This is a genomic window from Microcoleus vaginatus PCC 9802 (assembly GCA_022701275.1).
In the GTDB taxonomy this organism is placed as follows: Bacteria; Cyanobacteriota; Cyanobacteriia; order Cyanobacteriales; family Microcoleaceae; genus Microcoleus; species Microcoleus vaginatus_A.
This window is the reverse complement of the sequence record CP031740.1, coordinates 4,258,903-4,282,280: the sequence shown is the minus strand read 5'-3', so window position 1 is coordinate 4,282,280 and position 23,378 is coordinate 4,258,903. Positions and strand designations below refer to the sequence as shown.

The following is a 23,378-nucleotide window of genomic DNA, read 5'->3' as shown; positions in this document are numbered from 1 at the left end:
TTTGTGTAGGATTGGTTTCAAGCGCCGAATACTCAAAGGGATAACTCACTATCCCTTCCCTCCCAATGACATCTGAACCCAGCGGCGGAATAGTTCGACAGTAATACTGTAGCAACCATCACTTTCTCGAACCACATCGTGGCGTTCGAGAGTTTTTAGTGCTTCCTGTAAACTTGTCTCATCCATCCCTGTTTCTTGACTCAGCCTGTCGAGATTCATCCCTTCTAAGTGAGGTGCTAAGGCTTTTAAAATCTCCTGTTGTCCCGATGCGCCTTGCGTTGCTTGACCCCAAACTCCTGTAAAATAGTAGCGACCTCTGCTGAAAAATTCCGGGTCATTGATGACAGTTGCTACGTCTTCTAGTGTAAACATTGGATCGCGGGGGCGTCCGATTTCAAATACTTGGTCGTTGTAGAGGCGGACTAACAGAAATCCTACCAATTGCGTGAGGTAGGGTTGGCCATGAGTTAGTTCATAAATGCGATCGAGTGCTTCTGGTTTATAGTCGAGGAGAAAATCATCATCGGGATTGGCTAAAACTTGGCGAGTTGCACCTAGACTCAGGAAACCTACTCGGATGGGGATAATGCTAGCAAAAAAAGGATTGAAATAATCCTCGGTCATTTCATCCAAGGTGTGCAATCCGGCAAAAACAAAGGCAATTTTAGAACTCATTTGCACCATCCCTCGCAAAAAACCGATCAAATCTTGATTGATGTTCCCAGCGTCTATCAATTCTTCAATTTTTTCAAACTCGTCTAAAGCAACGATCAATCCACTTTCTACATTTGCTACTACTTGTTCGATGTAGCGGCCAAAAGTGAGATAGGGTAAATCGAGTAAATCGCGATCGGCAGGAGGTGTAATCTTGACAGTTTTGGCAATGGCATCGGTAATGAATATTAGCAGTTCGCCGACTCCTTGAGAGCAATCTCCTACCCGCAGCAAATTCACATAAGCCACCTGTACTTTTGAGCCTAAGCAGTTGCTAGCATTCAACAAAATCGAAGTTTTTCCCATCCGCCGATGACCGTAGAGAGCCACAGATTGAAGCTGATTGCCTTTTACCCACAACTCCTCTAGCTGTCTGATGATGTCTTCGCGGCCCACAAATAGATTGCCTTGGACTGGATCGCCAATTATATAGGGGATACTGACTGGTTGAGTTATCGAAATATCTCCGATTTTCCCGGTCACTTGCAGTAATATTTGTTGCCATTTTTTGGCAGTTTTAATAATTAAATTGCGTTCACATTGTGGTATAATATCTGGACTCTTGAGGATAGTTTCAAGTTCACCTAATGCTCGGTTGAGGGCAAGGGAACGGGCAGAACGAGATACGCTATTCTCGACGACTTGAACATCGGCAATTACCCGCCGTAGAGAAGCAATTGCTTCCCAAGTAGTGCCACGCAGCAGAGGTGCATTTGGGGAAGCAGGTAGCTTCAGGGAAGCAATCTCGGCTAGTTCTGCTGTTTGGTGAAAATCTGTGAGAATCTGCGCTAAGGTAAACATTTCCTCTCCATAAAGCAGATCTCGCACTACAGCGAAAGCTTCTGTGGCTTTGTCTGGTTTTTGCTCGTGGAGATACCAGAAACCAGCGGCAGAGGCACGGGCAGGAGTATTTAAACGAATTTCTGTTTGAAAACGAGCTTGAATTTGTTGTGGATAAGGTAGGATGAAAAACAAACCTCTTACTGCTTCTGACTTCATTACTTCACTTAGAGAAGTTGAAGCAAAACGCACCAACTTCCAATCATCAGGAGATTCTGATAATTGAGCGACGCGATAGATCAGTTGGTCTTTTGGTGTCTCTGCTAGTACCCGATTTACAGCTTGAATAACAGGGATAAACTGAAAGGTAAATTTTAGTAGTTCGTCAATGTTGTGCAATCCTGTTTCCCAATCTCGCCTCAGCCAATTAGCTATTTGAGAAGACAGGTAGGGAAGGGGAAGTGGGGTAATGTGAGGAAATGGTCTATTTTGCTGTTGATGCTGGAGTAAGGTAGACGGTAAAGCGAAAAGCCAATTTTCAGGACGTGCGATCACCACGCCGGACGCCACGCCGAACGCCACGCCGAACGCCACGCCGGAAATCACGCCCAACCCCACGCCCAACCTCACGCCCAACGCCACGCCGGAAACCACGCCCAACCCCACGCCGGAAACCACGCCCAACCCCACGCCCAGCCCCACGCCCATCCCCACGCCGAACGCCACGCCGGACGCCACGCCGGACGCCACGCCCAACACCACGCCCAACCCCACGCCCAACACCACGCCGGACGCCACGCCGGACGCCACGCCCAACACCACGCCCATCCCCACGCCCAACCCCACGCCGGACCCCACGCCCAACACCACGCCGGACGCCACGCCGGACGCCACGCCGAACCCCACCCCGGACACCACGCCCCACACCACGCCGGACGCCACGCGCAACCCCAGGCCCAACCCCACGTCATCCTCAACGCCCGACACGCCCAACGCCACGCCCAACGCCACGCCCCACAGCACGCCGAACCAATTGATAGGAACGCCTATGTGTTCAAGAAGTAGATTAAAACCTATAGGGATAGTAAGTATGAACACCAAGGCTTGCAAAATCAACTGACGCTTGACAGGATTTTGACGCAACCACTCCCATTTCTCTCGCCAGGTTTTGGCGTCTTGTAAATTAGATTCCCCCCCAAAAGTAGACTCATACCACCGCACAGCTTGAGGAAAGAAAAACACCCAATATAACAATCGCAGGTAATCTAAAGGATTCCACAAGGAAAGAGAACGCTTCAGTTTGGGAGCTAAATCTAACCGAGGAACAGGTTGATCGTTTTGACTCATAAATAGGTGGGATGAATAAACAGGACTTACGCACGGGTGGTGAGAAACCGGGTTTTTTACCGAATCTGCGGTGCTCTAACGAAATATTTTCGTAAAAAACCCGGTTTCTGGGCCGCGATGTCTAAGCCCTAGTTGATATAACGGGCATAAGTTTGATAGCACAACTGCATCAATTTCTGAGGATAGCCGCCACTTTCAGCAATTAACCCCGCAATTTCTTCCTCAGTAAACCTCACGGGCTGAGCAACAGGTGTTAACCACTCAGCCTGGAGGCGACTAACAATAAATTCACGGCAGATTTTTTCATCCCATTGCTTCAGATTTTCCTCAATGCAAATCCCTTGGAAAGGAGATTTTTTGTCTTGACTATCAGGAAACAGGGTATCAAGAGAGGTGCAGGCGGCGACAACTAGACGCAAAGGTGCGTCACTTCCATTTGCCAAACCCCGCAATTGGTTGCGTACTTGGTTAGTAAATCCATCCCAGATCATGTTTTCGACTTCATCTAAAAGCAACAGGAATCGGCATTGGGACGAATCTAAAGCCCGTGATAACTCAGTGCCCTTTGCTTTCTCGATACCCGTTAATCTGCACAAAGCACCGTAAAAGTCATTTTCATCGTAAACATCTTCTAAGTTTAGGTAAATGGGTTTGCGAGGCTCACGGAGTTGATTTGGTGCTTCTCGGTAAATGGCTTGTAGCAGAGAACTTTTGCCGATCGCTCTTTCGCCAATGATTGCTACGCTACTGCCACTATTGAGCGTATCAAATACCGCTTTAATTTCCCGTTTTCTACCAAATAAAAATTGCGGTTTGTCTATCCTGCCACTTAGAGGAAAAAATGGATTATTGTAGTTGAACTTTGGTTTTGGGGGCGATGGCGTTCCATTGGGTTCTCGAATTTCCTCCCAATCCAATCCTAAAGCCTTGCAAATTCCAACAAATAACTGGGACTTGACATCCTTACAGGTGAAAAAATTATTAACTATACCACGACTGATGCCTGTCTGTGAATTTTTGCCTTCCCCCAGGACAACACGATCGGCTAAGTCTTGGCGACTCCAGCCTTTACCTGTTTGAGCTGTTTTTGCTTTTTCGATTCCTGCCTGGGATGCTTTGAGCGTTGGTTGCGACATAGCCAAATTACAAACCTTTTAAGTATTATAGCGAGCGATCGCCAACCAAACGCATCCTAAACGCATACCAAACTCATACTAAGCGAAACCTATACACAGGCTGACTTTCAAGCTTTTCCTCTTTAAGATTAAGACATATCCAATAAGAAGGTAGCAATCATGAAAGCTCAACCAAATATGACACCTGCTAAACCCAAATCTACTAAAATGACTCGTAAAAACACTTTTCCTCAATCTCCCTCTCCTTTCCAGTACGTCTTCGCCACTGTTATCTTTTTTACGTTACTTTCTGGAGGAGTCTCTTTACGAATTAGTACCGAAGATCGGCCATCTCCCCAACAAGCTCGCATTTTTGAGACTTGCAATAGCACTTGGAATATGGGTGTGGGTGCGATTTTCGGACTTTTAAGTAGTAAAGTAGTTCAAGATAATGATGATGATGATAATGAGTAATCTCGGATAGTTTATTTGCAAAAGGGCGATCGCCCTTCATTTCCAAAAGTGCGATCTGCCTCGATAATTTGACAGTTAACTTATCAAAAACCCTCCCTCAAAAAGTTATCCTCGGCGAGAGGGTAAATCAAACACCACTTCAAATCGGATGTTGGGTACTCGTTGCCGAAACAACTGAAGATGTCCCTCCGCATCCGATCGGCTGCGATAGCGACCGACGATCGCCCATTGCAAGCTGGACTTCCGAGGTGGCACAATAGGGAAAACTTCCAACAGATTGCAGGGAATGAGCGACAGCGAGCGGATTTCAGTGGTTTTGCCAACACAGGCTAAAAAGGAGCTCGAAAAGTTGTGCGATCTCGAAAAGCGATCGATCTCCAACTTTGTCTACCTTCTGATTCAAAAGGCGATCGACCAAGCAAAAGCATCCGGCAAGCTCAAATCAACAGATGACTGAAACTAAAACTTGATTTATCGTGCTTAAAATTTTAATCGGGAAGTGCGAAAAAACTCGCCTACTGCAATGCTAATATTCATTAAATGAGAGGTGTAAAAACATGGCAAGAAGCAGGCATATCTCCAGAAGATGCCAGGAGAATTCAGAATGCAGCCGCTCGCACGAAACAAACCATCATAGTTGTGGGCAGTCGAGCAAACGGGACAAGTACGCCAACTTCTGACTGGGACTATATAATGTTAGGTAACTCTCGCCAGCGGCATTCGGCTCGCAGTTCCGTCCCTCGGGGTACAAGCGGCGGCGAAATTAATAGTTCAGGTCGAGAAACGGGAATCGATATTTTTACTGGCCCCCTCATCTCAGGAGAACCTCACGTTATATTTGAGCCAGACTTAGGAGAGGCAAATGAATCTAGCCGATGAAATTACAATCAATCAAATTCAACAAGAATTAATTAGCCAAGAAGATGCAAAAAACTGGTTTTTAAGCTTCCCAACCGAAGACCAGCAGGAAATATTGCAGCGGCTATCCTACATGACCCTCCAAGCAGGGGCGCGAGAAGAAGATGTTTCCCTAGCAATTGCCAAATCAAAACTTCGCCCAACTTACACCCCTTGTGTGTTGCTGAGTAGAGGGCGATTAAAAGAACAAATGGCAAAGCTTTTGAAACTCCCGCCCTCAGAATTTATCAAAACCTTTTTCCTGTTAATGAGTTTATTGGCAATTGCCGATGCGCGCAGGTACTGCAAATCTTGTCAAGATGGCTGTAGCCACTGGTGGCATCGCGATTTGAGCGATCGCAAAGTTGTAGATGAAATTCAGCGCGAGTTTCAACAAAGTATTCTTGTTTAAGTTGTAGTAAGCTGTGATGCGAGCGGGCGATCGCCACTGACGCTGCAGCCATATTCTGGGCTTCCACGGGGACGGGCAAGATGCCCATCCCACAAGAAAACAGACTCTTTGTGGAACAGGCATCTTGCCTGTTCCAGGTAATCGCAAATAACTACAAGAAAACAGACTCTTTGTGGAACAGGCATCTTGCCTGTTCCTGACAAAAGGCCACACAGATTACGAATCTCGATCGAGCTTCAGCACAGCCATAAAAGCTTCCTGCGGCACATCCACAGTACCCACAGACTTCATCCGCTTCTTACCCTTGGCCTGCTTTTGCAGCAACTTTTTCTTCCGCGAAATATCACCGCCGTAACACTTCGCCAACACATCCTTCCGCAAAGCCGGGATGTGCTCCGAAGCAATCACCTTCGCGCCAATTGTTGCTTGAATCGGCACCTTAAACTGGTGGCGGGGAATTAACTCCTTGAGTTTTTCCGTCAACCCGCGACCCACATTATAAGCCTTATCCCGGTGTACGATCATCGCCAAAGCATCAACCGGATCGCCATTAATTAAAATGTCCATTTTCACCAACGGATTTTCGCGATAACCGATGAGGTGATACTCCATGCTCGCATAGCCGCGCGATCGCGATTTCATCTGGTCAAAAAAGTCCGTCACCACCTCCGCCAAAGGCAACTCATATACCAGCGTAGTTCGGCCTTGACTCAGATACTTCATATCCATAAAAATGCCCCGCCGACTTTGAGACAGTTCCATCAGCGCGCCCACATAAGTTTCCGGCGACAGCATTTCTACCCGCACATAAGGTTCCTCAATTTTCTCCCGATACTGAGGATCGGGCAAGTGGCTGGGATTGTCAATTGTTAACACTTCCCCTTTAATTGTTGTGATTTGATAAACCACAGAAGGAGCCGTAACAATCAAATCCAAATTGTATTCTCTCTCCAGTCTTTCTTGCACAATTTCCATGTGCAGCAAACCCAAGAAACCGCAGCGGAAACCAAATCCCATCGCACTCGAAGTTTCCGGTTCGTAAGAAAGCGCAGCATCGTTGAGTTCGAGTTTTTCTAAAGCTTCCCGCAAATCGGGAAATTGGTCAGCATCGATCGGGAACAAGCCACAAAAAACCATCGGTTTTGCTTCTGTATAACCCGGCCAAGGCTCCGGTGCAGGCTTTTTGACCAAAGTAATCGTATCGCCAACGCGAGCATCAGCTACTGCTTTAATTGCCGCGCCCAGATAACCCACTTCCCCGGCGTGCAGTTCGTCTACTTGAACTTGAGTCGGTGAAAGGATGCCCAATTCATCGATGACATATTCCTTACCCGAAACCATCAACAAAACTCGATCGCCCTTTTTGACACTTCCGTCCATCACCCGGAAATACACAATTACCCCGCGATAAGGGTCGTAATAACTGTCAAAAATTAGCGCCCGCAGCGGTTTGTCAACAGTATCCTGCGGCGGCGGCACCAATTCGACGATCGACTCCAAAATCTCATCTATACCAATTCCTTCCTTAGCCGAAGCCTCAATCGCCCCGCTACAGTCCAGACCGATAATTTCTTCAATTTCCCCTTTTACCCGTTCCGGTTCTGCCCCCGGCAGGTCAATTTTATTTAAAACTGGAATAATTTCCAAATTGTTTCCCAAGGCAAGGTAGACATTGGCCAGGGTTTGTGCTTCCACGCCTTGAGATGCGTCTACCACCAGCAGCGCCCCTTCGCAAGCAGCGAGCGATCGCGACACCTCGTAAGAAAAGTCCACGTGTCCGGGAGTGTCGATCAGATTCAGCACGTACTCCTGACCGTCCTTGGCAGTATAATTCATCCGAGCCGCTTGCAGCTTGATCGTAATGCCGCGTTCGCGTTCGAGATCCATATTGTCTAAAAACTGCTCCTTCATCTCCCGTGCCTGCACAGTCCCAGTCGCCTGCAACAGGCGATCGGCCAAGGTCGATTTTCCGTGGTCGATGTGAGCAATAATCGAAAAATTACGAATGCGAGATACAGGGACGTTAGTCATGTTTTTTATCTAAGAGCTAATCGGCAAAGGATACTTTTTGTTGTATGATTACACAAGCAAGAGTAGAGTGCTTACTTCAACCTCTTACTGGGGATTGAGATGAAACCACAACTGAGGCAAACCTCAAGAGTATCAGTTATTAGCCTTTCAAGTGTCCGACCGAGCCCGGACACCCAAAAGGAAAAAACTTTTCTCTCTCTCATTGTACAGAAAGCGGTTATGCGGTTGAGGAAAGGTTGGGTGCAAATCAGGGACTTCAAATATCTAGTCCAGTCGGTTGTCATCAAAAGAATTGAAACTTAAGAATTAAAACTAGGATTTTTAACTATGAGCGAATCAAGAATACCTTCCCACAGTTCGTCAGAAAAAGTCGAACTGTCCATCCATATCGATTCTGAACTCCTCGACCAAATTAAGCACTTGACGAATGACCCCAGCAAAGTCATTGAAACAGCAATCAAGCAGTGGCTCAGAGGCGAGCGCCGCGAAGACGAACTGGCTCTGGGTTTGCGTCGCAACCCGCCAGTCCCGCCACGCGGTGAATGGAACGACTGAGGTGCTCTCGCCCCAGACGGCGCGCGCAAATCTGCAGGCTGTGAAATTTAGATCGCGCGGGCGATCTCCTGCAGATTTCGTGGCTAAAGCTACAGGTGGTGGGCGAGTGAACTCGGCTAAATCACAACCTCGCAACTATTCCAGGTGAGGGAAAAAATGCCTGAGCCATTCCCTGACTAGAGTTGTTCGCAGCCTCATATTTTGGCGTAATTTTCACACTTGATAGTTAATCGGTGCAGATTCCTAATTTCTCAATCTTAATTTTTATCTTTAAATTACCCAAAACGGCTGAGAACGAATAGTTTTGAATTTTGAGTTGAGTTCAGAATTAAAGAATTAATATTTGATGAGTTCATTAATCCCTCAAAAGTCAATAGTAGAAGCCTAAAATTTTTGCAAATGGTGAGTTTTGAGCGATTAAGGTTTTAATTAAAAAGCCAACAACTTTTTAATTGATTAATAACTCACAAAATAACAGTAGAAGCCCCAAAGAATGGGGAGTATTGAGTTACTTATTAAAAACTCAATACTCCAAAATCCGAACTACTTTCATCCCCTACTCTGATGGACTCTAACACAGATTTCCGGCGATCGAGCCTCGCCTCTACAGTTTTTTTTCAAGAGTTAGGGGCAGAATTAGTATTTACCCAAGACGCCTCTGGTCGATATCTATCTTTTTACTGGCAAAAAGCCGAGCAGTACAACCTTACAGCAGAACAAATTGTCGATCGCCCTCTCAGCGAAACCCTGCAACCCATCCCCCCTGCGCCTTATCTCGATATCCTGCGACGAGCGCTCGAAACCTTCGTGCCGCAACGCTTCAGCTATCCATTTGGCCACGCCGGACAATATTTTCTCTTCGATTTGACACTCACTCCGGCGATCGACTCAAACGGCAAAGCTGCAAAAGTCTTAGTTATGGGAAGGCTGCTGTCTGACAAACCCACAGACAGACGGCCAGACTCCCCAGAATTCATGCTCTATCGAGCTTTGCCATCCCCCTGGGACGCCCGCCAACAAATGTCGCTTCCAGCGAGCCGTATCCCCGGTCGATCGCTCCCTCCCTACTCGGAAATCGATCGTAAAATCATCTCCCAAATCGCTCAAAACCTGCACAAAACCCTCGATCTAGACACAATTTGGCAGCAAACTGTTAACAGCTTGGGGCAAGTTTTGAACGCGAGTCGCTGCATCATCTGTTCCTACAAAAAAGACAGCGAAAATCTCGAAACCTCCCCCTTCCTTCCCTCGGAAAATCAGCAAAAATCGAGCGCTGCTGCAGCCGAATTACAACAGTCAATAGCTAGCGACCCCTCACCCCCGCTTTCCCCAGCTCAAATCGAAAATCTCCAATCGAAAACTTTTAAAGTAGTAGCTGAGTACCGCCAAGAAGCTTACTCTTCTATGCTGGGATTAGAACTGCGCGCCGCCGAACAGCCAGGGTGGATTCAAACTTTAGCCACCTTAAAACCAGTAGCAGTCGATTACGCCTCCCCCGCCGCCGATCCATTCCACCGCCATTCCGTGCTCGTAGCAGCTACCTCCTATGAAGACCAACCCAATGCACTGATATGTTTGCACCGCTGTGGCAGTTCCCCGAAATGGAGTCATGTCGAACTCGAATTCGCCCGCGAGTTAGTCGCTCAAGTCGGCAGTGCGATCGCCCACGCTACACTTTACCAAGAATTAGAGCAGGCCCGCGCCGAAGCGGTGGCTCTTTCCCAACTTAAAAGTCAATTTCTTGCCAATACTTCTCACGAACTCCGCACCCCCCTCAACGGCATCCTCGGTTTCCTGAAACTGCTTGTAGACGGCATGGCAGATGACCCCGAAGAAGCGCACCAATTTATCGAAGAAGCTTACCGCTCCGCAGTACATTTGTTCAATGTGATTAACGATATTTTGGATGTCGCTAAAATCGAAGCTGGCAAAATGGAGTTAGACCTCGCTCCCGTCAAACTCGGCGAACTCTTGCAACAAGTTGAGAATTTCACACGGGTTCAAGTCGAGCAAAAGCGATTGCAATTTCAAATCCAAAAACCCGCTGTGGAGGACGAGATTATTTTGTATGGCAACTACCAACGCCTGCTTCAAGTAATCTTGAACCTCACGGGCAATGCAATTAAATTTACCGGCGAAGGGGGAATTCGTATCAGTGCTGAAGTTATTAAGAAAAAGGTGACTATTAACAACCAGCAGTTCCCCGGAATGGTGAAAATCCGAGTTGCTGATACTGGGATTGGGGTTTCTCTCGACAAGCAAGATAAATTATTTGAGTCGTTTTTTCAGGTGGACGGCGATCGTACCAGGCAATACGGCGGCACCGGTTTGGGATTGGCTATTTCTCAAAAACTGGTAGAAGCAATGGGCGGTACAGTAAATTTTTACAGTATGGGGGAAGGACTCGGATCGACTGTTACTTTTACTGTGCCGCTTTATCAAGAACCACTCTTTAAAAATTAATCATCGGTCATCAATCATCGGTAATCAATTATCGGGACGTTGAAGGAATCAGGAATCAGGAATCAGCAAGAAGCAAGAGGGAATCAGGAATCAGGAATCAGGAAAAAAACAGCTAGAGCGATTCTAAACTTTCGTGAGGTAATCACCAGCTTTCTTACCAATTACCAATTACCAATTACCAAACTGTACGTTACTTATAAAAATCGCTATATTCGTGTATCCGTGAGTTCCGTTTCGTGAATAAAGATCATCGATAATTGATAATTATTCTACAACACAGTTCGATCGTCCCTGTATCAATTTTAACTTTTATCCATCCCCAATCTCCCTCCTTGGGAGTTTGCAACTGAGATCGATCGCCCCCACCACTTCCGATCCCACCCAGAATTCGCATCAATGGAATCCGGGGGGTACAGATAACAAAGCTCATCTTTATTTATGCGCTGGGATCACACACCTGCGAGTAAACCCGCGCACACCGCCAGCTTTACAAAAACTTAATGCCAGCTTATACGACTGATTCCGCTTCCCAACCCCCTACTGTAAAGGATTATTAAGCATACTGGACGCTCTCAGTTCTCTGTGAAAATCATAAAGATCTTGTAAAGACACCGAAACTACTTAGTAATGTTTGACGGCGTGTGGGAAGATTTAAGTAGAATTACGTAATCCCTAAGCCGGGCAGCGGCAGGCTGGCAAATTCAGTAAATTCCTGCTCTGTTGGCGGAATGGTAAACTTTTGCCAGTCTATTAGAAAAAGGGTTGCTATGAATCAGCAAATATCAGCTCAATCGCAAAAACTTTTACTCCAAATTGGCAGAAAGATTCGTCGAACCTTGGATCTCGATAGCATCTGGCAGCAAACAGTTAACAGTCTGGGAGAAACACTAGGCGTCAGCCGCTGCATCATTTGTCCCTATGAAAGTTCTAGCCTGCAAGTCAAAGTAGCTGCTGAATACTGCCAAGAACCATTTTTACCCATGCTGGGAATGGAAATCTCGCTCACAGCAGCACCTCATTTCATTCAAGCTCTAGCCACCCTCGAACCGGTGGTAGTAGAGTCCTTTGCAGCCAATGACCCTTTTGGGCCACAGTCGCTGCTAGTGGTGGCTACCGCTTATCAAGAGCAAGCTAACGGCATAATTAGCTTGCATCAGTCCCAGGGCAGATCGTCGCGGAAGGGTAAGACCGATCGACCTTGGACTCAATCCCAGATAGAATTCGCACAAGAACTTGCCGAGCAAGTAGGAAGTGCGATCGCCCTCGCCACCCTCTACCAAGAGCGTAGCAAGCGAGTACAAGGACTATCCCAGCTCAAAAAGCAATTTTTGTTGAAGGCGTCCCACGAGCTCCGCACTCCCCTAAATCACATCATCGGTTATCTACAACTAACCATAGACGATCAAGCTGACGATCCGATAGAGGAGAGAGATTTTATCCAAGAAGCTCACCGTTCGGCTATCCACCTTTCTAAGGTAATTTCCAATATCTTAGATTACATTGAGTTAAGTGAAGCTTGCCAAACTCACGCAGAGTTAGCCAGTTTCAGAAACCAGGAGAAATCAGGGCATCAGTAAACCTTCTAGTGGCGTATTTAACAAGTCTAATATTTACCGTGCCAACAAGTTTTCCGCCTGAAAAACCTGACACTTGATCTATAAATTCCCTCAATCAATTCGGTAGGTGGTTCATCAATTGTTTTTAGGGAATTATCGTTTTACACAGTACAGCATAGCGACTAATACACGTGGTAGCGCGGTGTATTTATCATATTATGTCCGCTCGAAGGACTGCCATCAAATAGGTTATTTGACCGGAAAGGATATTGCAAGCATAAGATTGCACTTTCGCACTTTTAATGATTTTAACTTGTGCTTGATAGAATTACCCACTGCCCTTTTTTTTGGGAGTTTTTGGAGGGCTGACATAGCGCGCCCAAAAAGGTTCCTCCATATCTTTCATCGCTGCTAGTTTTTGGCGCTCTTCCTCTATGCGCTTGCGTTCTGAAAGATCAGAAAATATGTTGATACTGCCGACAGTTTGACCGCCCGCATCTCGCACGCGTGCGGCCCAAAGCCAAACATCGATCGAACTACCGTCTTTTTTCAACAAAGATACTTCCAAACCGTTTTGCGGTTTGCCATTAGACGCAGACTTTAGCAGCGCGTAAAAATCTTGCTTTTGGCCTTCAGGAATATTCGGTAAAGGTTTCCCTAAAACCTCAGCCGCAGTCCAGCCAAAAAGTTGTTCGGCGGCGCGGTTCCAAACAACGGTATTGCCGTCATTGCTGGTACAGTTAATCGCCAGTGGCGCCGATGCTATCTGGGCTTGCAAAAGTTGGTTAACGAGTTGCAGTTTCAATTCTACTTGCTTGCGATCGGTAATTTCCTGACAAGCGCCCCACAAACGGACAACCCGTTCAGCAGTTTTGTCCCACACCACCTGCCAGTAGTCCCGCACCCAGCGCACCTCGCCTTTTTGATTAATTATGCGATACTCATTAGCTCCAGTGCGACTGAAAGTACACCCTTCTAATTGTTTAATTAACATTTCCCTGTCGTCGGGATGAACGAGTTCGGAGTTCCACCAACCAAACGATTCTAATTCTTCAGGAACGATCCCGCTGCAGCGCTCAAAAGCTTCTGTCGCCCACTCGCAGGTGAACTTGCCATCGGGCAGTCCCTTAAAAGAATAGGCAAAATCCGAAGTAATTTGCGACATAACTCTGTAGTGGAGTTCCGACTCTCGGACTGCGATTTCGGCTTGCTTTCGTTCCCCTATTTCCCGCGAATTAATTATAATTCCCTGCACGCTAGAATCGTAAAGCAAACTGTTACCTATCGACTCCATGTATATCCAAGAACCGTCAGCGTGGCGTTTCCGATATTCGATTGCGCCCCCAATTCCTGGAGATTCTAACAACTTACCAAAATACGTCTGCCAAGCCAGCAAATCGTCTGGATGAATTAACTCGCCGTGAAATTTGCCAATTCTTTCTTCTGGGTTGTAACCCAAAAGCCGCTGTAGGGTTCCGCTGTGGTATCGAACTCGCCCGTCCGAGCCAACAATGCTAATTAGATCGGGAGAATTACGCAGCATAGCTTGCAGTTTGGCTTCACTTTTAGTTAATGCTTGAGTGTCCCTGCGATGCTGGCTAATTTGTTTTTCCAACTGCTCCCGTAGCTGTCTGATTTGCCCTACTTGCTGGGCTACAGTGCGTTCCAAGAGGCGATTATTTTTTTCAATTTCAACCAGCTTTGCCGCGTTATTTGTTGCGCTTTCAAACAAGCGGCTACCTGCCATTTCCTGTAGAGAATTTGATAAATCTTCCAAAATTTTTGTGAAAATTGCCTGTTGCGGGTGTGGCAATTCCCTAGCTTGTTCCTGCAATGTTTCTAAGTGTTTGTAGACAGTTTCTAGCATTTTATTAAGGGGGGAATCTAATAGTTGCCTGCGGGTGCAACCCCTAAAAAGCGGACACAAGTTTTTTCAAGATAACCCATAACTAAGACTGGTGTCTGGCGATCGACCCATCGCGCTCTCAATAACCAGGCATTTTGTGACTTTATTTTCAAATCATAGCAACCGATAGAGAAAGTAAATTATTGTTGCGCCCTAATTGCCAGCCCAGCAGCACCGCCAACAAGTGCTCGCCAGGAGTGCGGGTAACTCCCCTACCCAGTGAATGTGGGGCTTCTCGCGGTTAAGCTAAACTAGATGGGTGTCAAGAGAAAGAGGGATTTATGACAGAGCAAGCCAACGCTCGCGATTTGTTTCGCGCTGCTTACGAACACCGCTATACCTGGGATGCCAATTTTCCCGGTTACAGTGCGGATATTGAACTCAAACAGGGCGACGAAGTATATACGGGTCATGTTTCCATCAAACCCGACATGAGCGTGGAAGTCAGCGGCATTCAAGATGAGGAAGTGCAGCAAAGCGTCTACACTCAAATGCGCGATATTGTCACCCACCGCAAACGCTCGACATTTGAAAAATCTCACGGCAAAAATAGCTTCACCCTGGGCGAGAAGGACAGCACCGACGCTGTGGACATCTTGGTGCAAGGCGACTCAATGGGCTCGAATTATAAAATCCGAGGTCTCTCAATTTGTCAAGTCAGCCGGGTGATGGGCCGCATGGCTTTCGTAATTGACACGCACAAAAGCTTAGAGACACCCGAAGGTTCTTTGGCCACCCACTACGATGCCGTTTTCCGCAACCCCCAAACCGACGAAATCATCAAAGAACTCGAATTTGAAGATACCTTTGACAAGATAGGCGACTATTATGTCATGACCAAGCAAGTTGTTCGAGCCAAAGAAAAAGGTCAACAGACAACAACCGAGTTCAACTACTCCAACGTCAAACTGCTAGAACCAGCAGTAGTGTAGCGCGATCAAAAACCCAATTTCTTAAATAAAACGGGTTTTTTTGGATAACGTATCAGAATCAACTTGATTTGGCAGCAAGTAACGCTACGATCGAACGAGAGAGCGAACTCAGATCGAGCATCAGCGTGACAGAAACCGGGTTTCCTGCCGCGGACTCACCTGAGTGCCTAAGTATTTTATCAAAAAACCCGGTTTCTTAAATCCGCGCGGGTTGAGAATGCTGTACTTGAGTCAAATCGAACTTTCATCAACTGCAAGAAATCATCACAGAGGCGAAATATGACACTAGCACTAACCAGAGATAACGTCGAAACAGTTCTCGATGAAATGCGCCCCTACCTGATATCCGACGGTGGCAACGTCGAACTCGTAGAAATTGACGGGCCAGTGGTACACCTGAGACTGCAAGGAGCTTGTGGCTCTTGCCCGAGTTCCACAATGACTCTGAGAATGGGCATTGAACGTCGCCTGCGCGAGGCTATCCCAGAAATTGCCGAAGTCGAACAGGTAATGTAATTAGTCAGTGGGCAATTGGCAGTTGGCAGTTGACGGTTGACGTTTGACAGTTGACAGTTGACTGTTGACTGTTACCAATTACCAGTTGACGGTTGACAGTTGACTGTTGACTGTTACCAATTACCAACATTTAATTGCCAATTACCAATTACCAAATTTAATTACCAATTACCAATTACCAAATACCAAATTCAATTACCAATTACCAATTACCAAATTCAATGTCTCACCCCCTTTATGTAGCCTTCATTTGGCACCAACACCAACCGCTCTACAAATCCCGAGTATCAGGTAGCGCAGGAGCAGCCCAGTACCGACTGCCTTGGGTGCGCTTGCACGGAGTCAAAGACTACTTGGATTTAGTGCTAATGCTGGCAAAATATCCTAAACTGCATCAAACCGTAAACTTGGTTCCCTCCTTGATTTTGCAGATAGAAGACTGCATCGCAGACAGAGCATTAGACCCTTACTTGGCGGTGACATTAAAGCCAGCAGAAACTTTAAATATCGAAGAACAAGAGTTTATTTTAGAACACTTCTTTGACGCCAATTACCACACCCTGATTCAGCCACACCCCCGCTACGCTCAACTCTACACTCAGCGGCAGGAAAAAGGCATTCAGTGGTGTTTGGAAAACTGGAAATTGCAGGATTTTAGCGACTTGCTGGCGTGGCACAATTTAGCTTGGATTGACCCGCTATTTTGGGACGACCCCGAGATTGCAGGGTGGCTCAAACAAGGACAAAATTTTAGTTTGGCAGACCGAAAAAACATCTACTCAAAACAAAAAGAAATCCTCGCTCGCATCATTCCCCAGCACCGTAAAATGCAAGCTGAGGGACAATTGGAAGTCTCTACAACCCCCTACACGCACCCGATTTTACCCCTGCTTGCCGACACCAACGGCGGTCGCATAGCCATTCCAAACATGACGCTGCCACAACAGCGGTTTCAGTGGGAAGAAGATATTCCCCGACACCTGAGAAAAGCCTGGGAAATGTATCAAGACCGGTTTGAGTGCCAACCGCGCGGTTTGTGGCCGTCGGAACAAGCCGTCAGCCCAGAAATTTTGCCCTACATTGCCAAACAAGGCTTTAAATGGATAGTCTCGGACGAAGCAGTATTGGGGTGGACAATTAAACACTTTTTCAACCGCGACGCGACAGGGAATGTCTACGAACCAGAATTCTTATATCGCCCTTACCGTTTAGAAACTCCTGACGGCGATTTAGCCATAGTATTTAGAGACCACAGATTGTCCGACTTGATCGGGTTTACCTACGGTTCGATGGAACCGGAAAAAGCAGCATCAGATTTAGTGGGACACTTAGAAGCGATCGGCAGAACTCTCAAACACCGACAACCCGACGGCCAAACAGCTTTAGAAAATCCCTGGTTAGTGACGATCGCCCTAGACGGCGAAAATTGCTGGGAATTCTATCCCGAAGACGGCAAACCGTTCTTAGAATCCCTCTATCAAACTCTCAGCGATAATCCAGATATCAAATTAGTCACAGTCTCGGAATTTCTCGACCAATTCCCAGCAACCGAAACAATTCCCGCAGCCCAACTGCACACCGGTTCCTGGGTAGACGGTTCCCTCACAACTTGGATCGGCGATCCCGCGAAAAATCGCGCTTGGGACTTGTTAGGACCTGCGAGACAAATGCTGGCAAACCATCCAGAGGCCACAGAAGAAAGCAACCCAGAAGCTTGGGAAGCGCTTTACGCTGCAGAAGGTTCCGACTGGTTCTGGTGGTTTGGCGAAGGCCACACGTCGAACCAAGATGCTATGTTCGACCAGCTATTTCGGGAACACGTAGCGGCGATTTACGAAGCTCTCGGCGAACCCGTACCCCCGGAAGTGCGACGGCAAGTAGAGGTACACGAGGTTCAAGGCGACCACCTGCCGCTGAGCTTTATTCACCCGGTGATTGACGGTATCGGCAACGAACAGGATTGGGACAAAGCCGGCCGGATTGAAGTTGGGGGAGCCAGGGGTACGATGCACCGGAGTTCGGCAATTCAGCGCCTTTGGTACGGGGTTGACCACTTGAATTTTTATATTCGTGCCGACTTCAAGGTAGGGGTGCGGCCGGGAATTGATTGCCCGCAGCAGTTAAATTTGTTCTGGTTTTATCCCGATCGCACGATGAACAACAGTCTGATTCCCCTGTCGGGTTTGCCTGACCAAGCACCGCTAAACTATCGATTCCACCATCAGTTAGAGATTAATTTGCTAACGAAATCAATTTGGTTTCAGGAAGCAGGAGAGGGCGATGAGTGGCAGCCTCGCATCAGCAGGGCCCAAGTGGGAGTGGATAAGTGTTTGGAGGTAGCAGTGCCCTGGGCTGATTTGCAGATTATGCCAGACTGGCAGGTGAGGCTGATTGCGGTTTTATCGGAAGGGGATTGTTACTCTAGCTGTATGCCGGAAGATACTTTAATTCAGATCGGAATGCCGTAAAAAGTCATTAGTCATCAGTCTTTAGTCATTAGTCTGTAGGGGCGGGTTTAACAAACAAAATAGAACAGCAAACGCAAATACATATAAACCCGCCCCCCTAACTGAATTAGTCAACAGTCATTAGTCATATTTTGAACGAACAAACAATTAAATAATTATCAACTTTTATTGCCTTAGGGCTTCTACTCGGGCTGCCTAATGCCTTGATACTTTCGATCTCGTCCGGTGGATATAGGGCTATAAAATTTGTTTGTAGTGAGGACTGAAGTCCTCATAAACAAGAGGACTTCAGTCCTCACTACAAACCCTATAATGGTTAATTGACCGGACATCCTATCATTAGTCATGGGGAAATTAACACACTAATGAGCCGCATTTTACTCTTGGTCGATCGCCACCAACAACCTAATTTGCCGATCGCCCACCTCAACACCGAGCATGAGGTGATCGTACTCGAGCGCGCTTTAGATCCCAACTCCGAATTTCCCTTTCCCCAAATCGCTTTTGACTTGTGCATTCTCGACGAGGCAAATTTCGATCGCATCGGGCCGCTGGTAGAATCATTAAAAGCAGCCGCCGAGCCGATATTTTTACCGTTCTTGCTTGTTAGTAAATCCCAAACGCCTGCTCTTTTTGAGCAGCCCTTTTCGCAGCAGGCAAAACAACTCGAACGCAGAATAGACGATTTGATAGTAAGTCCCGTCGAACCTGCCCAACTGCACTTGCGGGTAGAGAATTTGTTGGCCCGCAGGTGGCAGTCGCTAGAACTCCACAGACTTCAGGAAGTAATTAAAGAACAGACTTTTACAAAAAGTTTGTTAAAAGACTCGCTGCAAACGGCAAACGAAAACCTGCAACGGGAAATCGCCAAGCGGGCGGAGCTAGAAACTGCACTGCGAGAAAACTCCTATCTTGACTCGCTGATCAATGCCATGCCAGATATTGTCTGCTTCAAAGATGGCGAGGGCAGGTGGCAGGAGGCAAATCAAGCCCTATTGGAAGTGTTCGAGCTAGAAAAGATAGACTACCGCGGCCTCAAAGATTCTCAGCTAGGAGAAATCAGCATTTTTTACCGCGAGGCGCTACAGGCGTGCGAGGTGAGCGATAGAGAAGCGTGGGAAAAAGGTGAGCTTTCTAGGGGAGAAGAAGTGATTCCCCGCTCAAACGGTACTGTGAAAATCTACGATGTGATTAAAGTACCTGTATTTCACCCCGACGGCAGACGCAAAAGTATAGTGATTTTGGGTCGGGACATTACCGAACACAAGCAAACTAGAGACGAACTCGTGCGCTTGGCGTCGATTGTCGAGTCTTCCGACGACGGCATCGTCGGCAAAACCCTCGCCGGGACAATTCAGAGCTGGAACGCAGGAGCAGAGAAGATTTACGGCTACTGTGCCGCAGAAATCAAGGGGCAGTCGATCGAGATTTTAGCCATACCCGAACGCCCCAAGGAAATGCCTCAAATATTGGAAAATATTAGGGCGGGAGCCAGCATCGACCATTACGAAACCGTGCACTTGCGGAAAGACGGTCAACAGATAGATGTGTCCCTGACGATTTCTCCGATTAAAGACGCCACTGGAGCGGTAACGGGGGTTTCGACAATCTCTCGCGACATCAGCGACAGCAAGCGAGTCGAAAAAGCCTTTGAACAACTCCGCCACCAAACAGAAATGATTTTGTTCTCCGCAGGAGAAGGAATTTGCGGGTTGAACAAAGAGGGAAAAGTAACTTTTGTCAATCCTGCGGCGGTGAGAATGGCTGGGTGCGAATCGAAGCAATTGATCGATCGACCACTCTATGAAAGCTTACACCGTGCACAGGAAGAATGCTCAAAGGCGATTCAGCGACTCTCACCTGCAACAGACATCAATTCAGGCTCTGAACTTGTCCCACACTGCGCCGCACAGGCGGGCAAACTGCTGCCGAACCGGGTAAGTTCTCAAATTTTAGCCACCTTGGAAGACGGAGAGGCGCGGCGCGTCACCGATGAGATTTTTTGGCGGCGAGACGGCAGCAGTTTTCCGGTTGAGTACGTTGTCGCTCCGATGCGAGAACAAGGCGAAATTATTGGAGCTGTAGTGACTTTTAAAGATATCACGGAGCGACTTGCCGTCGAGCGCATGAAAGATGAATTCATCTCTGTTGTCAGCCACGAACTGCGGACGCCCATGACCTCAATTCACGGCGCTCTGGGCCTCCTCAACAGCGGCCTGCTTGACGCTTACCCCCAGAAAGCTAAGCGGATGCTGGAGATTGCTGTCACTAACACTGACCGTTTGGTGCGCTTGGTCAACGACATCCTAGATTTAGAGCGGATGGAGTCAAGTTACAGCACTGCCATCAAACAAACTTGCAATGTGGCTGAGCTGATGTTGCAAGCGGCTGACGAGATGCAGGGAATGGCTCAGCAGGCGGGAGTTACTCTGTCGGTGAAGCCTGTGGGGGCGCAATTGCAAGCTGTTCCCGATCGGCTAATTCAAGCCTTGACAAATTTACTCAGTAATGCAATAAAATTTTCTCCCTCCGGCGCTACGGTTTGGCTGAGCGGGGAGTTGACCCACAATCCGGATGTGCCAGAAAAAGCAGCGCACAAGCCGGTGTCGTCCCCGTCTTTGTTGTCTCCTGAGCCTGCCACCGCGCCTCCGCACTTGCTAGTTCCGAGCTCGTGGTACATCGTGATTGCTGTGAAAGACCAAGGGCGGGGTATTCCGCCAGACAAACTGGAGATGGTCTTTGAACGCTTTCAACAAGTTGATGCTTCTGATTCTCGCCAGAAGGGAGGTACTGGTTTGGGGCTGGCTATTTGTCGCAGTATCGTGCAGCAGCACGGGGGGCGGATGTGGGTGGAGAGCGTTTTGGGGGAGGGCAGCACTTTTTTCTTAAGTCTGCCACTTCTCAGGGAGGGGCTTGCAACTGAAAGTTAATTTCTACCCAGGTGTACCCAAAGTTACTGATTTTGTGCAGATTGTTCGATCGAGTCATCGACAAACAATCTCAGCCTTTTATGCAGTTTGGGGACAGCAGGCAAAAAGCGCGATTTGAGGTCGAAAAGCGGCTTTTTTTGGGGGGGATATTTTACAGCAAGCGCGCCAGACGGTTAGGACGTTCTTAGTTGAAACCCTGCCGATCGATGACAACTTAGGTCTTCCTTCTTCCTTCTTACTTCAACATCTGCTATACAGTTTTGAAAATTTACTGTAAAGTCCGATCAGGTAAAATAATTTGCTTTACAAAATATTCACATTTCGCCTCTAATCTGTGATCAGTTCTCATTCCTAAAAAAATGTTAATTTTGACTGCCAAGCGCATCTTGGTTATTGACGATGCGGAAGATATTCGGGAAGTAGCTCAAGTCAGTCTTGAGGTGGTGGGGGGCTGGGAAGTCCTGACAGCGAGTTCGGGTCGCGAGGGCGTTGCTAAGGCTCTTGCCGAACAGCCTGATGCTATTCTATTGGACGTGATGATGCCCGACCAAGACGGGCCTACTACTTTTTTACAGTTACAAGCTAATAAGGCTACGCAGCACATTCCGGTAATTTTATTGACAGCTAAGGCTCTGGCTGGGGACAGGCGGATGTTCGCGGATTTGGGGGTGGTGAGCGTGATTGCTAAGCCTTTTGAACCGATGTTTTTGGCGGCTCAGGTCGCTGAGGCTTTGGGCTGGGAGCAAGAATAGATCGATCGCGCGCATTGAATTGTGCAGCTTTTCAAGCAGTAGTTTTGCAGGCAAAGAGAGTTAAAAAAACTTGGTTTCTTTGGTATGGTGCCGAGCGATCGAATCGGGTCGAGCGCTGGGCATATCTGTAGGGACTTAGGGGCTGTGCCTTTTGTCCTGTCAGCTTAAGACTAAAAACCGCAGTCGGGCAGAGGCGTTTCAACCCTGCCGCTCTTTGAGGTGAAATTGACACAAATAGGTGATGCCTAAGTCCCTATTTCTAGTGCCTTCATTTAACCGGATTCGGCCTCAGCCATGAGCTCAGTATTCCTACTGATTTATCGGGAAAATATAAGCTGGCAGGATTATTTTACTTTTTGTAACAACTCACTCGTCTTCATAAGTTCTTCAGGTTTTAGTTTTAAGTTTAAGCACAGGGTCAGGGATCGCTCCTGACTGTTGGCAGACACATTGGGAGAAGACGACGATGCCCTCAGCTTACATTTTGCTACTAATAGTTTCTCTGGCAGCAGTCTGGATTTACTGGCAAACCTCTCAAGATATTTTTGTTCTTGTGGCTTGGGCGGGACTGGGTTGTTTTATTTGGGGTTTCTCTTGGGCTCCTTGGAGCGTTCAGCTTCTGATTGTGGTGTTGCTGTTGGGCCTCCAAAAGTGCTACTTACGAGACACTCAAAGTTGTGAGTGAAAGAGATTTTTTATTGTTGTGTCTGGAGTTGAGATGCACCGGCACTCGTCAATCTTTGTAATGATTCGGTTATCGCTGCATTATCTTAAAGAAGGTTTAAAATATCATGAATAGTTGCCCTTGTTGCTCCTCTAAATTGCTCCGCCACGCTCGCCACAATCGCGTTTATTGGTTCTGCTCGCACTGCTGGCAAGAAATGCCGGATCTGTCGGAGATGATTTTAGGTAACAGTGCGGGAACTCACAAACGAGACGGTTTGGTGAAACATCCGGCTTTGACTCCTAAATTGAGAATGTTGGATTCGGTAGGAATTGCTTAGTTTGCTGGAGTTAGTCTCGCGATAAATAGGGAGACGGAAAAGATTTTTGATGCTGCCATCTGTTGGATTGTTTGATAGAAAATGCAAAAGCCCCCTTCCGTGTGAAGTGAAGGGGACTTATTAGCGGGGGGGCTTTTGCACTTGTGAAGGGGTCGATCGTCGGAATTTCAGCTATTGTATGCAGTTAAGCTGATTACATCAAACCGATTTGAGAGAGAATGCCTTGACCGGTGAGGAATTCGGTAGCTAAGCCGATAACGAAGCCCAACATTGCCAAACGGCCGTTCCACGTTTCAGCGAACTCAGTAAAGCCCAACTTTGCGTCTTTGTTTTCCATGACCAGAAACCTCGTTTAATTTCAACCTTATGTAACTAAACTTAACACAGCAGTACAAAGTTTGCAACATATTTTTACATTTACTGTTCAAATGCCGGAGATCAGCGCGATGGGCCCGCAGGGAGAGGGGCTCCCGGGGGGAGGAGGAGAGGGTTTTTATTGAAAGACGGGCGATTGGTGTCAAGTTGG

At 47.4% G+C, this 23,378-nt stretch carries 20 protein-coding genes and 2 pseudogenes; 15 read left to right on the top strand and 7 right to left on the bottom strand.

The window, feature by feature from the left end:
• Nucleotides 1-48 precede the first annotated feature (48 nt).
• Both D0A34_17420 and D0A34_17415 read right to left on the bottom strand, forming a co-directional pair.
• Nucleotides 49-2,465 (bottom strand): annotated as a pseudogene (locus D0A34_17420) (ATP-binding protein).
• Nucleotides 2,466-2,969: 504 nt separating this feature from the next.
• Nucleotides 2,970-3,977, bottom strand: a complete 1,008-nt coding sequence (locus D0A34_17415) for an ATP-binding protein (protein ID UNU20419.1) — start codon at nucleotides 3,975-3,977, stop codon at nucleotides 2,970-2,972.
• Nucleotides 3,978-4,136: 159 nt separating this feature from the next.
• Between D0A34_17415 and D0A34_17410 the strand changes: the two genes are divergently transcribed.
• Nucleotides 4,137-4,430, top strand: coding sequence for a hypothetical protein (locus D0A34_17410; GenBank protein ID UNU20418.1), 294 nt, complete (start codon nucleotides 4,137-4,139; stop codon nucleotides 4,428-4,430).
• 105 nt (nucleotides 4,431-4,535) lie between these two features.
• Here D0A34_17410 and D0A34_17405 read toward each other — a convergent pair whose 3' ends face one another.
• On the bottom strand, nucleotides 4,536-4,718 hold the full coding sequence (locus tag D0A34_17405; GenBank protein ID UNU22346.1) for a hypothetical protein: 183 nt from the start codon (nucleotides 4,716-4,718) through the stop codon (nucleotides 4,536-4,538).
• Here D0A34_17405 and D0A34_17400 point away from each other — a divergent pair.
• The 3 genes from D0A34_17400 to D0A34_17390 all read left to right on the top strand — a co-directional run bounded on the left by D0A34_17400 (nucleotide 4,717) and on the right by D0A34_17390 (nucleotide 5,739).
• On the top strand, nucleotides 4,717-4,887 hold the full coding sequence (locus D0A34_17400; protein ID UNU20417.1) for a hypothetical protein: 171 nt from the start codon (nucleotides 4,717-4,719) through the stop codon (nucleotides 4,885-4,887). The two genes, D0A34_17405 and D0A34_17400, sit on opposite strands and share 2 nt — an antisense overlap.
• Before the next feature lie 83 nt (nucleotides 4,888-4,970).
• Complete coding sequence (locus D0A34_17395) at nucleotides 4,971-5,309, top strand: hypothetical protein (GenBank protein ID UNU20416.1); 339 nt, start codon at nucleotides 4,971-4,973, stop codon at nucleotides 5,307-5,309.
• The gene (locus D0A34_17390) at nucleotides 5,293-5,739 is read left to right on the top strand and encodes a hypothetical protein (GenBank protein UNU20415.1); all 447 of its coding nucleotides are present in this window, start codon (nucleotides 5,293-5,295) and stop codon (nucleotides 5,737-5,739) included. The genes D0A34_17395 and D0A34_17390 overlap by 17 nt, the downstream gene beginning before the upstream one ends.
• A 216-nt stretch (nucleotides 5,740-5,955) precedes the next feature.
• Here the strand turns inward: D0A34_17390 and D0A34_17385 are convergent, their stop codons facing one another.
• On the bottom strand, nucleotides 5,956-7,770 hold the full coding sequence (locus D0A34_17385; protein UNU20414.1) for an elongation factor 4: 1,815 nt from the start codon (nucleotides 7,768-7,770) through the stop codon (nucleotides 5,956-5,958).
• 327 nt (nucleotides 7,771-8,097) lie between these two features.
• Here D0A34_17385 and D0A34_17380 point away from each other — a divergent pair, with 327 nt between their 5' ends.
• The gene (locus D0A34_17380) at nucleotides 8,098-8,325 is read left to right on the top strand and encodes a hypothetical protein (GenBank protein ID UNU20413.1); all 228 of its coding nucleotides are present in this window, start codon (nucleotides 8,098-8,100) and stop codon (nucleotides 8,323-8,325) included.
• Between the two features lie 564 nt (nucleotides 8,326-8,889).
• The gene (locus D0A34_17375) at nucleotides 8,890-10,788 is read left to right on the top strand and encodes a GAF domain-containing protein (GenBank protein UNU20412.1); all 1,899 of its coding nucleotides are present in this window, start codon (nucleotides 8,890-8,892) and stop codon (nucleotides 10,786-10,788) included.
• A 247-nt stretch (nucleotides 10,789-11,035) separates the two neighbouring features.
• Here the strand turns inward: D0A34_17375 and D0A34_17370 are convergent, their stop codons facing one another.
• Nucleotides 11,036-11,218: a hypothetical protein gene (locus D0A34_17370; GenBank protein UNU20411.1), complete on the bottom strand. Its 183-nt coding sequence runs from the start codon at nucleotides 11,216-11,218 to the stop codon at nucleotides 11,036-11,038.
• A 337-nt stretch (nucleotides 11,219-11,555) separates the two neighbouring features.
• Between D0A34_17370 and D0A34_17365 the strand changes: the two genes are divergently transcribed.
• A complete protein-coding gene (locus D0A34_17365; GenBank protein UNU20410.1) occupies nucleotides 11,556-12,365 on the top strand; it encodes a GAF domain-containing protein in 810 nt (269 codons plus the stop codon).
• A 307-nt stretch (nucleotides 12,366-12,672) separates the two neighbouring features.
• Here D0A34_17365 and D0A34_17360 read toward each other — a convergent pair whose 3' ends face one another.
• A complete protein-coding gene (locus D0A34_17360) occupies nucleotides 12,673-14,211 on the bottom strand; it encodes a PAS domain S-box protein (protein ID UNU20409.1) in 1,539 nt (512 codons plus the stop codon).
• Between the two features lie 320 nt (nucleotides 14,212-14,531).
• Here D0A34_17360 and D0A34_17355 point away from each other — a divergent pair, with 320 nt between their 5' ends.
• The 8 genes and pseudogenes from D0A34_17355 (at nucleotide 14,532) to D0A34_17320 (ending at nucleotide 22,852) form a co-directional block, all read left to right on the top strand.
• Entirely contained in the window at nucleotides 14,532-15,182 is a 651-nt protein-coding gene (locus tag D0A34_17355; protein UNU20408.1) for a DUF3386 domain-containing protein, read from the top strand.
• A gap of 279 nt (nucleotides 15,183-15,461) precedes the next feature.
• Nucleotides 15,462-15,698, top strand: coding sequence for a NifU family protein (locus D0A34_17350; protein ID UNU20407.1), 237 nt, complete (start codon nucleotides 15,462-15,464; stop codon nucleotides 15,696-15,698).
• Between the two features lie 57 nt (nucleotides 15,699-15,755).
• Nucleotides 15,756-15,941, top strand: a pseudogene (locus D0A34_17345) (hypothetical protein).
• The gene (locus D0A34_17340; protein UNU20406.1) at nucleotides 15,920-18,166 is read left to right on the top strand and encodes a glycoside hydrolase; all 2,247 of its coding nucleotides are present in this window, start codon (nucleotides 15,920-15,922) and stop codon (nucleotides 18,164-18,166) included. Before D0A34_17345 ends, D0A34_17340 begins: the two are co-directional and overlap by 22 nt.
• A 365-nt stretch (nucleotides 18,167-18,531) precedes the next feature.
• On the top strand, nucleotides 18,532-21,096 hold the full coding sequence (locus D0A34_17335) for a PAS domain-containing sensor histidine kinase (GenBank protein ID UNU20405.1): 2,565 nt from the start codon (nucleotides 18,532-18,534) through the stop codon (nucleotides 21,094-21,096).
• 359 nt (nucleotides 21,097-21,455) lie between these two features.
• Nucleotides 21,456-21,848, top strand: a complete 393-nt coding sequence (locus tag D0A34_17330; protein UNU20404.1) for a response regulator — start codon at nucleotides 21,456-21,458, stop codon at nucleotides 21,846-21,848.
• 466 nt (nucleotides 21,849-22,314) lie between these two features.
• Entirely contained in the window at nucleotides 22,315-22,533 is a 219-nt protein-coding gene (locus D0A34_17325; protein ID UNU20403.1) for a hypothetical protein, read from the top strand.
• A gap of 106 nt (nucleotides 22,534-22,639) precedes the next feature.
• A complete protein-coding gene (locus D0A34_17320) occupies nucleotides 22,640-22,852 on the top strand; it encodes a hypothetical protein (protein UNU20402.1) in 213 nt (70 codons plus the stop codon).
• Between the two features lie 193 nt (nucleotides 22,853-23,045).
• Here D0A34_17320 and D0A34_17315 read toward each other — a convergent pair whose 3' ends face one another.
• Nucleotides 23,046-23,189: a high light inducible protein gene (locus D0A34_17315; protein UNU20401.1), complete on the bottom strand. Its 144-nt coding sequence runs from the start codon at nucleotides 23,187-23,189 to the stop codon at nucleotides 23,046-23,048.
• Nucleotides 23,190-23,378 lie beyond the last annotated feature (189 nt).

Bases quoted from the DNA above. Each gene is read 5' to 3' on its own strand.
- D0A34_17340 (UNU20406.1), top strand. From the start codon at position 15,920: ATGTCTCACCCCCTTTATGTAGCCTTCATTTGGCACCAACACCAACCG.
- D0A34_17320 (UNU20402.1), top strand. From the start codon at position 22,640: ATGAATAGTTGCCCTTGTTGCTCCTCTAAATTGCTCCGCCACGCTCGC.
- D0A34_17330 (UNU20404.1), top strand. From the start codon at position 21,456: ATGTTAATTTTGACTGCCAAGCGCATCTTGGTTATTGACGATGCGGAA.
- D0A34_17350 (UNU20407.1), top strand. From the start codon at position 15,462: ATGACACTAGCACTAACCAGAGATAACGTCGAAACAGTTCTCGATGAA.
- D0A34_17410 (UNU20418.1), top strand. From the start codon at position 4,137: ATGAAAGCTCAACCAAATATGACACCTGCTAAACCCAAATCTACTAAA.
- D0A34_17380 (UNU20413.1), top strand. From the start codon at position 8,098: ATGAGCGAATCAAGAATACCTTCCCACAGTTCGTCAGAAAAAGTCGAA.
- D0A34_17400 (UNU20417.1), top strand. From the start codon at position 4,717: ATGAGCGACAGCGAGCGGATTTCAGTGGTTTTGCCAACACAGGCTAAA.
- D0A34_17315 (UNU20401.1), bottom strand. From the start codon at position 23,189: ATGGAAAACAAAGACGCAAAGTTGGGCTTTACTGAGTTCGCTGAAACG.
- D0A34_17355 (UNU20408.1), top strand. From the start codon at position 14,532: ATGACAGAGCAAGCCAACGCTCGCGATTTGTTTCGCGCTGCTTACGAA.
- D0A34_17325 (UNU20403.1), top strand. From the start codon at position 22,315: ATGCCCTCAGCTTACATTTTGCTACTAATAGTTTCTCTGGCAGCAGTC.
- D0A34_17385 (UNU20414.1), bottom strand. From the start codon at position 7,770: ATGACTAACGTCCCTGTATCTCGCATTCGTAATTTTTCGATTATTGCT.
- D0A34_17335 (UNU20405.1), top strand. From the start codon at position 18,532: ATGAGCCGCATTTTACTCTTGGTCGATCGCCACCAACAACCTAATTTG.
- D0A34_17415 (UNU20419.1), bottom strand. From the start codon at position 3,977: ATGTCGCAACCAACGCTCAAAGCATCCCAGGCAGGAATCGAAAAAGCA.
- D0A34_17395 (UNU20416.1), top strand. From the start codon at position 4,971: ATGAGAGGTGTAAAAACATGGCAAGAAGCAGGCATATCTCCAGAAGAT.
- D0A34_17365 (UNU20410.1), top strand. From the start codon at position 11,556: ATGAATCAGCAAATATCAGCTCAATCGCAAAAACTTTTACTCCAAATT.
- D0A34_17390 (UNU20415.1), top strand. From the start codon at position 5,293: ATGAATCTAGCCGATGAAATTACAATCAATCAAATTCAACAAGAATTA.
- D0A34_17375 (UNU20412.1), top strand. From the start codon at position 8,890: ATGGACTCTAACACAGATTTCCGGCGATCGAGCCTCGCCTCTACAGTT.
- D0A34_17360 (UNU20409.1), bottom strand. From the start codon at position 14,211: ATGCTAGAAACTGTCTACAAACACTTAGAAACATTGCAGGAACAAGCT.
- D0A34_17370 (UNU20411.1), bottom strand. From the start codon at position 11,218: ATGAGCTTTGTTATCTGTACCCCCCGGATTCCATTGATGCGAATTCTG.